Here is a 13710-nt window from a genome sequence, read left to right on the forward strand (position 1 = left end):
CGCCTGACCCTTGGGGGACCAGCACCATGCGCAATGGCGCGAAGACCGGCATCATCACCGGCGTGGCCGTCGCCATGCTCGCCGCGGGCGGCTACGGGGCGTACAGCCTCGTCGGCGGCTCGGACGACAAGGACGAGCCGGCCGCCAAGAAGGCGCGCACGGTGGTCGCCGAGCCTCCGAGCGCCGAGCAGGCGGCCGCCGGCACCAAGGAGTTCCTGGCCGCGTGGGCGGCCGGCGACCTCGCCAAGGCGGCCTCGCTGACCGACGACCCGGCGGCCGCGACCGCCGGGCTGACCGCGTTCCGGGACCAGGTCAAGCCGAGCGGTCTCACCCTGGCCCCGGCCGGCCCGGCCACCCCGGCGGCCTTCGCCGCGGCGACCGGCACCCCCAGCGCCGCCGCCAAGCCCCCGGCCACCGCCTCGGCCGCGCCGACCGCCCCGACCGCCGCCGCCACCGACTCCCCGTCGGCCGCCGCCACGGCCCCGACCGGGGTGCTGATGGCCTTCAAGGCCCGCGCCGAGTTCGAGGGCACCAACCGGGTCTGGGACTACAACGGCTTCCTGGGCGTCGTGAAGATGAGCGACGACACCCCGGCCGTGCACTGGGCCCCGTCGGTGATCCACCCGCACCTGGGCGCGGGCGAGACGATCGGCGTGCAGCCGCTGCCCCCGCTGGCGGGCAACGTGGTGGACCGCAACAACAAGCCGCTGAACAGCCCCTCGATCACCCCGCTGATCCCCACGGTGCAGGCCAAGGTCGCCAAGCTCCTCGCGGACCAGAACAAGGACCAGAACGACAACGGCACCGGCGTGGTGATCACCAACCCGGCCGACCAGAACAGCGTGCCCGACCGGCTGTTCACCATCGTCGACCCGAAGCCCCCGAAGCCGTTCAAGCTGACCCTCGACGCCACCCTGCAGGCCGCCGCCGAGAAGGCGATGACCGACCTGGGCGGCAAGAAGGGCTCGATCGTCGCCATCGAGCCGAGCACCGGCCAGGTCCTGGCCTTCGCCAACGCGCCGGTCACCGGCCTGAACCGGGCCTTCCAGGGCCAGCTCGCCCCGGGTTCCACGCTGAAGATCCTCACCTCCACCGCCCTGCTGGAGGCCGGGATCAACCCGGACACCCCGGTGCCCTGCCCGAACCTGAGCAGCAACCCGAAGAAGATCCCGAACTCGTTCCCCGACGCGTACCCGAACAACACCCTCCAGCAGGACTTCATGATCTCCTGCAACACGGCCTTCATCGACCAGGGCCTGACCAGCCTCAAGCCGGGCGCGCTGACCACCACGGCCAAGGACGTGTACGGCATCGGCCTGAACTGGCAGACCGGCCTGCCCAGCTTCGACGCGGTGATCCCGGACGCCGGCACCAACAAGGACGAGCAGGCCATGCAGTCGATCGGCCAGGGCAAGGTCCAGATGAACCCACTGGCCATCGCCTCGATCACGGCCACCGTGCAGAGCGGCACCTTCAAGCAGCCGATCCTGGTCGCCGAGCTGCCGCAGCAGAAGGCCGCCCGCGACCTGGGCCCCGACGTCGACGGAAAGCTGAAGGCCATGATGGCCGCCACCGCCACCGGCGGCACCGCCAAGGAGGTGATGGTCGGGATCTCCGACAACGCGGGCGCCAAGACCGGCTCGGCCGAGGCGACCGGCATCGCCACCACCAACAGCTGGTTCACCGCCTACCGGGGCAACCTCGCGGTCGCCGCCGAGGTCGAGGGCGGCGGCCACGGCGTGGACGCCGCCGGCCCCGCCGTCGCCTCGATCATCAAGGCGGCCGGCAACCGCTGACCCGGCCAGGACGCCCGCCCTGGGCCCGCCCTACGGCTGGACCGCCGGCAGGGCGGGCTCCGGGTAGCTGAGCAGGCAGGGCGGCACGGGTGGGCGGCCGGTCCACCGCCCGGCCGCCAGCCGGGGCCAGATCACCAGCACCACCGGCAGCGCCAGGTACCCGAACCGCCCGGCCGGCGCCAGCATGAAGGCGATCGCCAGCCCGGCGGCCAGCAGGTCGGCGGCGGCGATCGCGGAGACCGGCGGCCGGGCCAGCAGCCAGACCGCCACCCCGAGCCCGCCGACGGTCAGCAGCACCAGCGAGGCGATGTGCCCGGTGGGCCCGAACCCGGCCAGCACCTTGCCGGGCAGCGGGCTGCCGGCCGGGGTCTGGATCGCGGTCAGCCCGAGCGGGAAGCGCACCACCTGGTCGCGCAGCTCCTCGGCCCGGAGCAGGGCGTACGGCAGCATCACCGCGCCCGCCGCGCCGAGCGCGGTCAGCCCGGCCCGGGCGGCCGGCCGCCGGCCGTAGAGCCGCCAGAGCAGCAGGACGGCCACCGGCAGCGCCGGCCAGACCGTCCACTTCAGGCACCCGGCCAGGGCGAGCACCAGCCCGGCGGCGATCGTCCGGTCCCGTTCGGCCAGCGCCATCGCCAGGCAGCACAGCCCGATCAGCGGCAGGTCGACCCCGCCGCCGACGAGCGCCAGCGCGACCAGCGGCGAGGCGGTGAGCACGGTCAGCGGCAGCAGCGGCGCGCGGTCCCGGCTCGGCCGCAGCAGCCGCCAGCTCGCCAGCAGACAGACGGCGAAGGCCAGCGCGAACCAGATCCGGGCGTCCCCGGCCAGCCGGGCCAGCGGATTGCCGTCCCCGAACAGCGCGCGCGGCACCCCGAACAGCGCCATCGCCGGCAGGTAGGGGTTGTAGTCGGTGACCACCACCGGATCCGGCAGGTAAGGGCTCCCGGTGGTGAAGAGCAGGTGCGCGGAGCGCTCGACCACCATCACCTCGGACTGGTGGCGGCCCTCCAGCACCAGGACCACGAGCGGGACCAGGACGGCGCCGAGCAGGGCGGCCGCCGCTCCGGCGCGGGCCGCGAGACGGCGTGGGAGGGTCAGGCAGAGCACCCCGGCGAGCAGGTAGGCGGGGGCGGCGAGCTCGCCCCACAGGCGCTGGTTGGAGAGATCGGAGACGATCGGGAAGCCCGCCGCCCAGCCGGCGGCGACCAGGCAGCCGAGCAGTTGGACGCCGCGGTGTCCGGCGAGCCCGGCCGGATTCAGCCGATCGGGCGGGGACGTCGGGCCCTCCTCACCACGCTGGCGGGGGAACGACCGGTGGCCCGGGCCGCCGCGCGGGCGGCCGCGTCTGACCGGGGGAACGGCCTGAGCGGGCGTCGTCGAGGTCGTGCTCCGGCCGGTGGAGCCGCCGCGCGGACGGGAGGAACCGGGCGTGCGGGTGCTCACCATGGTGGAAGGTTAGGGCCGGGGGCGGCGCCCTGTCGCCATGTGGCGGACGGGAGTGTCCACCGCCACGGACTCGGCGAACAGCCGGGAACACCTGCGGGAACACTCATCGGAACACCGACGGGGCCGCCCGGGAGAGGTGTCCCCGGGCGGCCCCGTCCACGAAGCATCGAGTGCTCAGCCGACCCTGGTGCCGGTCTCGGCCGCTGCCTCGGCCCGCTCCAGCCGGGAGTGCTTGATGCTGTAGCCGAAGTACACCGCCACCGCGATCACCAGGGCGACCCCGCCGGCCACGAAGGTGTCCGCGTGCAGGCCGGTGATCAAATAGACGCAGAAGCCGACGCTGACCAGCGGGACGACCGGGTAGCCCGGCACCTTGAAGCCGCGCGGCAGGTCCGGCTGGGTGCGGCGCAGCACGATCACACCGAGCGCCACCACCGAGAAAGCAAGGAGAGTACCCAGGCTGGTGATGTCGGCCAGCACCCGGAGGGGGACGAACGCGGCGAGCACGCCGACGCCCAGGCCGACCACGATGGTGTTCCAGACCGGGGTGCCGGTGCGCGGCGAGAGCTCGGCGAAGCGCTTGGGCAGCATGCCGTCGCGACCCATCGAGTACAGGATGCGGGTCTGGCCGTAGATGACGACCAGGGTGATCGAGAAGATCGAGACGATCGCGCCGATCGCGAAGACCATGGCGGGCCAGCTCTGGCCGGTGATGTCCTGGAGGATCTGGGCGAGGCCGGCCTCCTGGCCGTCGAACCTCTCCCAGGGCTGGGCGCCGATGCCGGCCAGGGCCACCAGGATGTACAGCACGGTGACCACGAGCAGCGAGATGATGATCGCCATCGGCAGGGTGCGCCGGGGGTTCTTGACCTCCTCACCGGCGGTGGACACGGCGTCCAGGCCGATGAAGGAGAAGAAGATGCTGGAGGCCGCGACCTGGACGCCGCCGACGCCCAGCGGCATGAACGGGGTCAGGTTGCCGGAGTGGAAGCCGGTCAGCGCGACGCCGATGAAGAGCAGCAGGATGACGATCTTGACGCCCACCATGGCCGCGTTGACCTTGACCGACTCGCCGACGCCGCGGATCAGCAGGAAGCAGACCATCGCGACCAGCAGCAGCGCCGGCAGGTTGAACCAGTGGCCCTCGCCGGGCGCGCCGGAGAGCACCTCGGGGAGCTTGAAGCCGAACGCCAGGTCGAAGAACTTGTTGAGGTACTCGGCCCAGCCGACCGCGATCGCGGAGGCCGAGACGCCGTACTCCATGAGCAGGCAGATGCCGACGGCGAAGGCCACGCCCTCGCCGAGGGTGGCGTACGCGTAGGAGTAGGAGGACCCGCTGACCGGGATGGCGGAGGCCATCTCGGCGTAGCACAGCGCGGTGAGGCCGGCGGTGACGGCCGCGATCACGAAGGAGAGGATGACGGCCGGGCCGGCCGACGGCACCGCGCTGTTCAGTACGAAGAAGATGCCGGTGCCGATGGTGGCGCCGATGCCGATCGCGGACAGCTGCCAGAGCCCGATCGAGCGGCGCAGGTGGATGCCGGACCGTCCGCCCTCCTCCGGCGCCCCGGCGGGCAGGCCGTCACGGCCCTCGCTCTCGGCGATCAGGGTGGAGACGGGCTTGCGCCTGGTGAGGCGCGCGCCGAGCGTGTTGCTGGCCAAAACGAGGGTCCTTCTGGGCGGAGGAGGATGTCCGGGCGGCCGGTCACTCGACGCGCCGAAGGGTGCCATCGTGGACCAACCGAACAAAGATGGGACAGTACCGCGCGAAAGCACCAGTGTCGTAAACGAACAGTCTCGGCACGCGCATTGTACGAACCGTCGCATCGGGCTATCGGGCTATCGGGCTATCGGGAAAGAGTTCACCGGTCCAGCACCGCCTGCATCACCGCGCGGGCGATCGGCGCCGCCAGCCCGCCGCCCGTCACCTCGGCGGCATCGCTGTCCGCCACCACCACGGCGACCGCCACCGGCGGCACCGCGTCCGATCCGGCCGGCACCGCCCAGGAGATGAACCAGGCGTACGGCGTCCCGCTGTTGCCCTCCCCGTGCTCGGCGGTGCCGGTCTTGCCGCCGACCACCGCGCCGGGGATCCGGGCGGCCCGCCCGGTGCCGTTCTCCACCGCGTCGGTCATCAGCCGCCGCACCTGCCCGGCGGTGCCCGCGCCGACCGCCTGCCGGTAGACGGCGGGCCGCGCCTGCCGCACCACGGTGCCGTCGCTCGCGGTCAGTCTGTCCACAAGCTGTGGACGCATCACGGTGCCGTTGTTGGCGATCCCCGCCGCGACCATCGCCATCACCAGCGGCGTGGCGGCGGTGTCGAACTGGCCGATCGAGGAGAGCGCCAGCTGCGACTCGTCCATCCGGGTGTCGAAATTGGACCGGGCCGCCCGCACCGGGACGTCCAGCCGGGCGTCGTTGAAGCCGAAGGCCTCGGCGGTCGCCACCATCGGCCCCAGGCCGACCGCGACCCCGAGCCGGCCGAGCACGCTGTTGCAGCTGAGCACCATCGCGGTGTCCAGCGACCGGCCCGGTTCGTCGCAGGCCGCGGACTCGTTGACCAGCACCCGGTCGGTGCCCGGCAGGACGTACGGGGAGGGGGTGTCGGTCGGCGCGTCGATGTCGGTGACCACGCCGTGCTCCAGCGCCGCCGCCGCGGTGACCACCTTGAAGGTCGAGCCGGGCGGGTAGGTCTGCCGCAGCGCCCGGTTGAGCATCGGCTGGTCGGGGTCGGCCTGGAGCCGGCCCCAGGCCGCCCGGTCGTCGGCGGAGGTGCCGGCGAAGCTCCCCGGGTCGTAGGAGGGGGTGGAGACCAGCGCCAGGATCCGCCCGGTGGCCGGCTCGATCGCGGCGACCGCGCCCTTCTGCCGGCCGAGTCCGCGCACCGCCGCCTCCTGGGCGGCCCGGTCGATGGTCGTGCGGACGTCCCCGCCGGGGTTCTGCCGGCGGGCCACCGCGTCCCACACCGGCCGGCTCGCCAGCCGGCTGTCCGTCCCGGAGAGCAGCGCGTCCTCGGTCCCCTCCAGCAGGGAGTTGCCGTAGGTCTGCGAGGACCAGCCGGTGACGGCCGCGTACAGCGGGCCGTCGGTGTAGGTGCGCTTGTAGTCGTACCGCCCGCCGGTGGGCTCGGAGCCGGTGACGCTGTCGGCCCCCACCAGGATGCCGCCGCGCGGCTGGGAGTAGCGCTCGACGACGAGCCGCTGGTTGGCGCTGTTGTGGTTCAGCTCGTCGGCCCGGAACACCTGCACCCGGGTGGCCTGGACGCAGAGCGCCACGATCAGCAGCAGGCAGAAGGTGCCGGCCCGGCGCCCGGTGACGGAGATCCCCGGCAGTCCCTGCGGCCCACCGCCCGGCCGACCCCCGGCGCTCCGGTCGGGACGGCGCGCGCTCACCGCCCCTCCCCAGGGTCGGGCCGCCGGGCGATGTCGCTCATCCGCACCAGCAGCGCGACGATGATCCAGTTGGTGACCACCGAGGAGCCGCCCTGGGCGACGAACGGCAGGGTCATCCCGGTCAGCGGGATGAGGTCCAGCACCCCGCCCGCCACCACGAAGACCTGGAGCCCCACCAGTGCCGCCAGCCCGATCGCCAGCAGCCGCCCGAACGGGTCGCGCAGCGCGATCCCGGTCCGGAACCCGCGCGAGATCAGCAGCGCGTACAGCAGGAACACCGCGACCAGCCCGGTCAGCCCCAGCTCCTCGCCGATCGTGGCGAGGATGAAGTCGGACTTCGCGGCGAAGCCGATCAGCGCCGAGTGCCCGTTGCCCAGCCCGGCCCCCAGCTCGCCGCCCCAGGCGAAGGCGAACAGCGACTGGGCGATCTGGTTGGCCCCGCGGCCGGCCGCGATCGAGCCGAGCGGGTCCAGCCAGTCCTCGACCCGGCTGTGCACGTGCGGCGAGAACCGGCCGACCCCGACCGCCGCCACCGCCGCGAGGAACAGCCCGATGACGATCCAGCCGGTCCGCGCGGTGGCCACGTAGAGCATCACCACGAAGAGGCCGAAGAACATCAGCGAGGTGCCGAGGTCGGTCTCCAGCACCAGCACCCCGACGAAGGCCGCCCAGATCACCAGGACCGGCGCGAGCACCCGCCCGGGCGGCAGCCGGAACCTCCAGACCCGCCGCCCGGTGAGCGCCAGCGCGTCCCGGTGCACCGCCAGGTAGGCGGCGAAGAAGACCGCGAGCAGGATCTTGGCGAACTCCCCCGGCTGGAAGGAGAAGGGGCCCGCGGTGATCCAGATCCGCGACCCGTACACCGGCGGGAAGAAGATCGGCAGCACCAGCAGGACCAGGGCCGCCAGCGCCCCGATGTACGCGTACCGCTGGAGCCGCTTGTGGTCCCGCAACAGGAGCAGCACCAGGATGAACAGCCCCACCCCGAGGGTGGACCAGAGCAGCTGGGTGGGGGCCGCGCTGCCCGGGGTGGCCCGGTCGAGCCGGTAGATGACGACCAGTCCGACGCCGTTCAGCAGCACCCCGATCGGCAGCGGCAGCGGGTCCGCGTACGGCGCCCGCCAGCGGACCGCCCCGTGCGCCAGCAGCGCGAGCACGCCGAGCGCGGCCCCGTACTCGCCGGCGTCGGCGGGCACCGTGCCGTCGAGGTTGAGGCCCACCTCGGCGTAGCCGAGCACGGCGATCAGCACGGCGGCCAGGACCAGCGCGAGTTCGGTGGTGCGCCGGGTCGGCACGGTCCGGCGCGGCCGGCCGGCGGTTCTCGTCACGGCGGAGGGTGTCGCCACGGACCGTCCTGGGAGTCGGGGCTGCGGGCGCCGCCGGGTGACGATCGGGACGGACGGGCGGCACCCCCATCCCCTTCGCCACCCTAACGAGCACTATCCGCGGGTATCCGCCCATTCACCCGGTGTGTCCCGCGCGCCCTCGCCCCGTCGCGCACCCCGCGCCCGGCGCACCCCGGAGCACCGGCGCGGCGATCCCCCACCGGCGGCCGGGAGTTCGCGCCGGAGTCCGTCCGTCCGCACACCGTCATCCGTTGGCCACGGCGAACTGATGATCCCTAGGATCGGCGGGTGACTACCGGACGACGACCGAAGGCCAGGCTCGGCAGCCTGCTGGCCGCCCTGGCGATAACGGGCGGGGCGCTGCTCAGCGGCCTGCCCGCCCATGCCGACGAACCATCAGCCGGCTCAGCCGGCAAGGAGGCCCCCCGGGTCGACCTCGTCCTGGATGTCAGCGGCTCCATGCGGGCCGCCGACATCCAGGGCAAGACCCGCATCTCGGTGGCCCAGCAGTCCCTGAGCGACGTCATCGACGCCTTGCCGGCGGAGACCGAGTTCGGCATCCGCACCCTGGGCGCCAACTACCCCGGCGACGACAAGGCCCAGGGCTGCCAGGACACCAAGCAGCTCTTCCCGGTCGGGAAGACCAACAAGACCGAGGCCAAGACCGCCGTCGCGACGCTGCGCCCGACCGGCTGGACCCCGATCGGCCTGGCCCTGCGCGGCGCCGCCCAGGACCTCGGCAAGGGCGAGACCACCCGCCGGGTGGTGCTGATCACCGACGGCGAGGACTCCTGCGCCCCGCCGGACCCGTGCGACGTCGCCCGCGAACTCGCCGCCCAGGGCATCCACCTGGTGATCGACACCCTGGGCCTGGCCCACGACGACAAGACCCGCCAGCAGCTGCTCTGCATCGCCAACGCCACCGGCGGCACCTACACCGACGTCCGCACCCAGGAGCAGCTCACCGAGAAGGTGAAGCAGCTGGTCGACCGCTCCAACGACACCTACACGGTCACCCCGGTCAAGACCACCGGCACCGACAAGTGCGAGTCCGCCCCGGTGCTCGCCCCCGGCGTCTACAGCGACCGCGAGAAGTTCTCCGAGCACCGCGTCTACCGCGTCCCGGTCAAGGCCGGCCAGGAGCTGCGCGCCTCGGTCAGCGTCGCCCTGGACCGCCCGGTGGCCCGCGACTACGGCGTCCTGCTCCAGGCCACCAGCACCACCGGCCAGGAGCTGGTCCGCGGCACCGACGCCGGCAGCAGCCGCACCGACGTCATCTCCACCGGCCTGCGCTGGTCGGCCGACGCCTCCAAGGGCTACGCCACCGCGACCGCGTCCGCCTCGCCCAGCGGCAAGCCGGAGACGGCCGTCTGCCTGGTCGTCTCCAACTCGCTGGCCCCGCAGCCCGGCATCGCCGCCGACCCCGGCCTGCCACTGGAGCTGACGGTCGACCTGACCGCCGCCTCCCCGGCCCCCGACGGCCCGGCGATGGGCCTGGGCCGCGGCTGGATCCTGCTGCTCGTGCTCACCCTGGCCGGCCTGCTGACCGGCCTGCTGTTCGGCTGGATCGCGCGCTGGCGGATCGCTGTCTGGCAGGAGAACTGACCATGCGTACGACCTTCCTCCGCACCGCCGCGGCCGCCCTGGCCCTGTTCCCGGCGCTCGCCCTGACGGCCCTGACGGCCCCGGCCGCCTCGGCCGCCTCGGCCGCGTCGCCCTCGCCGAGCGCGAGCGGCACCCCGGCCCCGGCCAACAAGGCCGGCACCTCCTTCCTGACCGCCGTCAACCTGGCCCCCGGCCAGGACGCCAACGTGGGCGTCTCCACCGGCGACTACCTGTACTGGGCGTTCGGCGCCGCCGAGGGCCGGACCGCCAAGGTGGACCTCACGGTCACCCTGGCCCCGCCCACCGACCGGCACGGCCCGCAGACCTGGAGCGTCGAGGTCTTCGACGGGCTGCGCCGCCGCCAGTCCTGCACCGACGGCACCCAGAACGCGACCGCCGAGCAGGCCGCCGGCTCGCTGGCGCTCAGCTGCACGCTGCGCGAGGTCCGCTCCTGGGCCGAGCCGTGGTCCGGCGACCCGCTGCCGGGCACCTACTACGTCCGGCTCTCGGTCGCCGACGCCCCGCAGCCCGACCTCGGCCTGGCCGCCTCGGTGCAGCTGCGGGTGACCGCCAAGGGCGACGCCGACAACGCCCAACCGGAGGGCGGCGAACTCAAGGCCCCGCTGGTCCCGCCGGCCGGCGGCGGCGCCGCGACCGCCAAGGCGGCGGCCCCGGACGAGCCCGAGGAGCACTGGTACACCGGCTGGTTCTCCGGCTGGAACAGCCGCTGGTTCTGGACCCTGGCCGGCGGCGTGCTGGCCGCCCTGGCGGGCGTCGCGGGGTACACCCTCACCCGCCACCCGCGCGGCCGGCGGCCGGCCCGCTACGGCGCGGTCCCGCCGCAGTCCGGCGCCCCGCAGCCGGGCCCGTACGCGGGCTCCGGCCAGTCCTGACCCGTCCGACCCCGAGGGCCGGCCCGGAGACCCCTCCGGCCCGGCCCTCGGCCGTCCCCGCCACGGCCACAACCCCCGAGTGATCCGCGCCACACCGCACCGAAGCACCGCCCACGAGCCCCCGACTGACCCCCCGTCGGCCAACCTGCCCCCACAACGCAGAAGTCCCGCCCGATCAACCGATCGGGCGGGACTTCCGTTGGGTGGAGCTGAGGGGATTCGAACCCCTGACCCCCTCGATGCGAACGAGGTGCGCTACCGGACTGCGCCACAGCCCCAACGAGAAGAAACTCTAGCACCTTTCGGAGGGGGTCCGTGACCATCCTCCTGGTGGGGACCTCGGGGCCGGGGCCGGAACGCGAAGAGGCCCCCGGGGAGGGGGCCTCGGAGCGGGTGGGGCGCCGGCTACTCGTTGGCGGCGCGCGGGCGGGGTTCCTGGGCGGGCGGCTCGGCGTACTGGTCGAAGAGCGGGGTGTTCCGGGACTCGACCGGGCGCCCGGCGGTCCAGGTGCCCGGCGCCGACAGGTCGAGGCCGCGGTTGACCCGGGGGGCCACCGGCGCGGTCACGTACGTCGGCAGCGGGACGGGCACCGGCTCCCAGGAGTCCGGGCCGGCCGCGCCGCGCTCCCGCATGCCGTCGACCCACTCCTCGTGCTCGGTCGCCTCCGCCACGGCCGAGGCCGAGACGGCGCCCCCGGCGGACGCCGCCCGGGCCGCGTCGGCCTCGGTGGCGAGCCGCAGGTGCGGGCGTCCGCGTCCGGCGGCGGAGCTTCCGGTCTCCGGCTCGGCCGCCGGAGCCGGCACGGGGGCGGCGGCCTCCGCGCGGCCGGCCTCGGCCCGCTGCTGCTCGCGCTTGCGCAGCCGCTCGGCCGCCTGGGCCGCGCGGGTCCGGTCCAGCTTCACCGCGTACCGCTGGCGCTCCAGGCGCCGCAGGTGCCCGATGTAGAGGGTCAGCAGGGCCGCCGGGACGGCGGGGACCCAGAGGAAGGCCAGCCCGGCCACCGCCGCGACCACCGCGCCCAGCGCGAAGGCCAGGAACAGGACGGTGACCATCCGGCGCCGGCGCGCCAGCAGCTGGGCCCGGCGCTCGGGGACGCCGCCCCGGGGGTCCGGCCGCGGCTCGGCCCGGTCGCGGTCGGCCGGCCGGGGGGCCGCGGGCGCCTCCGCGCGCTCCTCGGGGGCGTCCGTGGGGTCGCCGGGGGCGGCCGCGTCCCGCTCGGGGGGGCCGTCGCTGCTCTGCTCGTCGTCACGCGGTTCGTCGCCCAGGGCCCGGGACGCCCGCCGCTCCAGCGCCGAACGCCCGGCCAGCAGGCGGATGGCGGTGCTGAAGCGTTCCGTCGGGCGCGCCTCGTTGAGCTCGTCCTGCCTGCGGAGCCACATCGGCACCAGATAGGCGGCCCAGGCCCCTACGATGACGGCGTAGATAAGGCCGCTACTGCTCACGATTCACACCGTACGGGCGTGGAGGAAGGGCCGGTAGCAATTTGGCGCGGCGTGTCGTGTGATCAAGCTGATTCTCCGACTATTTTGCCGGCATTTGTGCCCGTCCGTCGTCGCGCCGATACCAGATCGATATTCTATTCGAACATACATTCAATTTCGCGGACGGCGGCCCGAACTGAGCGAGCGCCAGCGATTCAGCATCCCCTCCGGAACCTCCTCGGCGGTGAGCGCGAACACCAGATGGTCCCGCCAGTCGCCGTCGATGTGCAGATAGCGCGGCCGCATTCCCTCCGAGCGGAAGCCGAGCTTTTCCACCACCCGCCGGCTCGGGCTGTTCTCCGGCCGGATGCACACCTCGATCCGGTGCAGGCCGAGGGTGCGGAAGCAGTGGTCCACCGAGAGCGCCACGGCGGCCGGCATGATGCCCCGCCCGGCCACCGCCTCGTCGATCCAGTACCCGACGTTGGCCGAGCACATCGAGCCCCAGGTGATCCCGCCGACGGTCAACTGGCCGACCAGCCGGCCCCGGTACAACACCACGAAGGGCAGCATCCGGCCGGCCGAGGCCTCGCCGCGCAGGTAGCGGACCATCTGCCGGTAGGTCGGCCGCGGGCCCGCCGCCAGGCCGGCCGGGCCAGGCGGCACGGTGGCCTCCCAGCGCCGCAGCCAGTCCCGGTTGCGGCGGCTGACCTCCTGCCACTCGCGCTGGTCGCGGGCCCTGATCGGGCGCAGGACGACGTCCCCCTCGTGGAGTTCTACCGGCCAGCCGGCGTTCAGTGCGCGCTCCCGGAAGCTGGTTCCTCGGGCCGGGGGTGGTCCCCGCCGCCGAGCTGGTCGACGGCGTGCGCGAGCAGCGGGGCCAGCACGGCCAGGCCGTCCCGGACGCCGCCGGTCGAGCCCGGCAGGTTGACGACCAGGGTACGTCCGGCGATGCCGGCCAGCCCCCGGGAGAGCGCGGCGGTGGGCACCTTGTCCCGCCCGTACGCCCGGATCGCCTCGGGGATGCCGGGGATCTCGCGGTCGAGGACCCGGGCGGTCATCTCGGGGGTGCGGTCGGTCGGCGAGATGCCGGTGCCGCCGGTGGTCAGCACCACGTCGTAGCCGGCCGCCACGGCCTCGCGCAGCACCGCCTCGACCGGCTCGCCGTCCGGGACCACCCGGGGGCCGTCGGCGGTGAAGCCCATCGCCCGCAGGCCCTCGACCAGCTGCGGGCCGCCCTTGTCGGCGTAGACCCCGGCGGAGGCGCGGTTGGACACGGTGACCGCGAGGGCTCTCACGCGCCCGCCTCCGGGGCGGTCCAGTCGCCGCTCTTGCCGCCGGACTTGGCGAGCACCCGGACGGACTCGATGGCGGCGCCCTTGTCGACGGCCTTGACCATGTCGATCACGGTGAGCCCGGCGACCGCGACGGCGGTCAGCGCCTCCATCTCCACGCCGGTCCGGTCGGCGGTCCGCACGGTCGCGGTGATCTCCACCGCGTCGTCGGCGATGGCCAGCTCGACCTTGACGCCGGAGAGCGCGATCGGGTGGCAGAGCGGGATCAGCTCGGGGGTCTTCTTGGCGCCCATGATCCCGGCGATCCGGGCCACGGCCAGCGCGTCGCCCTTGGGCATCCCCTCGCCGCGCAGCAGCTCGACCACCCGCGGGGCCACCCGGACCCGGCCGGCCGCGACGGCGGTCCGGGCGGTCACGGCCTTCTCGGAGACGTCGACCATCCGGGCCGCGCCCTGCTCGTCGACATGGGTGAGGCGGTCGCCGGGGGGTGAGGTGGTCACGGGTGGCTCCAGGGGGCG

11 protein-coding genes and 1 tRNA gene are annotated in these 13710 nt (G+C 74.1%); 3 read left to right on the forward strand and 9 right to left on the reverse strand.

Annotation, left to right across the window (positions count from 1 at the left end):
• Positions 1-26 precede the first annotated feature (26 nt).
• Entirely contained in the window at positions 27-1796 is a 1770-nt protein-coding gene (locus ACFP3U_RS27630) for a penicillin-binding transpeptidase domain-containing protein (protein WP_380228419.1), read from the forward strand.
• A 30-nt stretch (positions 1797-1826) separates the two neighbouring features.
• Here the strand turns inward: ACFP3U_RS27630 and ACFP3U_RS27635 are convergent, their stop codons facing one another.
• The 4 genes from ACFP3U_RS27635 to ACFP3U_RS27650 all read right to left on the reverse strand — a co-directional run bounded on the left by ACFP3U_RS27635 (position 1827) and on the right by ACFP3U_RS27650 (position 7959).
• Positions 1827-3239, reverse strand: coding sequence for a glycosyltransferase 87 family protein (locus tag ACFP3U_RS27635; protein ID WP_380228420.1), 1413 nt, complete (start codon positions 3237-3239; stop codon positions 1827-1829).
• 174 nt (positions 3240-3413) lie between these two features.
• Positions 3414-4970: an amino acid permease gene (locus ACFP3U_RS27640; protein WP_380228442.1), complete on the reverse strand. Its 1557-nt coding sequence runs from the start codon at positions 4968-4970 to the stop codon at positions 3414-3416.
• A 131-nt stretch (positions 4971-5101) separates the two neighbouring features.
• Positions 5102-6562 carry a penicillin-binding transpeptidase domain-containing protein gene (locus ACFP3U_RS27645; RefSeq protein WP_380228443.1) on the reverse strand — a complete coding sequence of 487 codons (1461 nt, stop codon included), beginning with the start codon at positions 6560-6562 and terminating at the stop codon, positions 5102-5104.
• A 65-nt stretch (positions 6563-6627) separates the two neighbouring features.
• Positions 6628-7959: an FtsW/RodA/SpoVE family cell cycle protein gene (locus ACFP3U_RS27650; protein WP_380228421.1), complete on the reverse strand. Its 1332-nt coding sequence runs from the start codon at positions 7957-7959 to the stop codon at positions 6628-6630.
• Between the two features lie 306 nt (positions 7960-8265).
• Between ACFP3U_RS27650 and ACFP3U_RS27655 the strand changes: the two genes are divergently transcribed.
• Positions 8266-9582 (forward strand): VWA domain-containing protein, encoded by a 1317-nt coding sequence (locus ACFP3U_RS27655; protein WP_380228422.1) that lies wholly within the window; start codon positions 8266-8268, stop codon positions 9580-9582.
• Between the two features lie 2 nt (positions 9583-9584).
• The gene (locus tag ACFP3U_RS27660; RefSeq protein WP_380228423.1) at positions 9585-10475 is read left to right on the forward strand and encodes a peptidase; all 891 of its coding nucleotides are present in this window, start codon (positions 9585-9587) and stop codon (positions 10473-10475) included.
• 204 nt (positions 10476-10679) lie between these two features.
• Here ACFP3U_RS27660 and ACFP3U_RS27665 read toward each other — a convergent pair.
• From ACFP3U_RS27665 to moaC, 5 genes are all read right to left on the reverse strand, one after another.
• Positions 10680-10753: transfer RNA gene (locus tag ACFP3U_RS27665), tRNA-Ala, on the reverse strand.
• Positions 10754-10880: 127 nt separating this feature from the next.
• Positions 10881-11918, reverse strand: a complete 1038-nt coding sequence (sepX, locus tag ACFP3U_RS27670; protein WP_380228424.1) for a divisome protein SepX/GlpR — start codon at positions 11916-11918, stop codon at positions 10881-10883.
• Positions 11919-12068: 150 nt separating this feature from the next.
• Positions 12069-12695 (reverse strand): GNAT family N-acetyltransferase, encoded by a 627-nt coding sequence (locus ACFP3U_RS27675; protein ID WP_380228444.1) that lies wholly within the window; start codon positions 12693-12695, stop codon positions 12069-12071.
• Positions 12692-13195 carry a MogA/MoaB family molybdenum cofactor biosynthesis protein gene (locus ACFP3U_RS27680; RefSeq protein ID WP_380228425.1) on the reverse strand — a complete coding sequence of 168 codons (504 nt, stop codon included), beginning with the start codon at positions 13193-13195 and terminating at the stop codon, positions 12692-12694. Before ACFP3U_RS27680 ends, ACFP3U_RS27675 begins: the two co-directional genes overlap by 4 nt.
• Positions 13192-13632: a cyclic pyranopterin monophosphate synthase MoaC gene (gene moaC / locus ACFP3U_RS27685; protein WP_380228445.1), complete on the reverse strand. Its 441-nt coding sequence runs from the start codon at positions 13630-13632 to the stop codon at positions 13192-13194. The genes ACFP3U_RS27680 and moaC overlap by 4 nt, the downstream gene beginning before the upstream one ends.
• Positions 13633-13710: the final 78 nt, after the last annotated feature.

The sequence above is a fragment of the Kitasatospora misakiensis genome, assembly GCF_042656005.1.
GTDB lineage: Bacteria > Actinomycetota > Actinomycetes > Streptomycetales > Streptomycetaceae > Kitasatospora > Kitasatospora misakiensis.

Excerpts from the sequence above, each read along its gene's own strand:
- ACFP3U_RS27630 (WP_380228419.1), top strand. The coding sequence starts at position 27 with ATGCGCAATGGCGCGAAGACCGGCATCATCACCGGCGTGGCCGTCGCC.
- ACFP3U_RS27640 (WP_380228442.1), bottom strand. The coding sequence starts at position 4,970 with ATGGCACCCTTCGGCGCGTCGAGTGACCGGCCGCCCGGACATCCTCCT.
- ACFP3U_RS27660 (WP_380228423.1), top strand. The coding sequence starts at position 9,585 with ATGCGTACGACCTTCCTCCGCACCGCCGCGGCCGCCCTGGCCCTGTTC.
- moaC (WP_380228445.1), bottom strand. The coding sequence starts at position 13,632 with ATGGTCGACGTCTCCGAGAAGGCCGTGACCGCCCGGACCGCCGTCGCG.
- ACFP3U_RS27635 (WP_380228420.1), bottom strand. The coding sequence starts at position 3,239 with ATGGTGAGCACCCGCACGCCCGGTTCCTCCCGTCCGCGCGGCGGCTCC.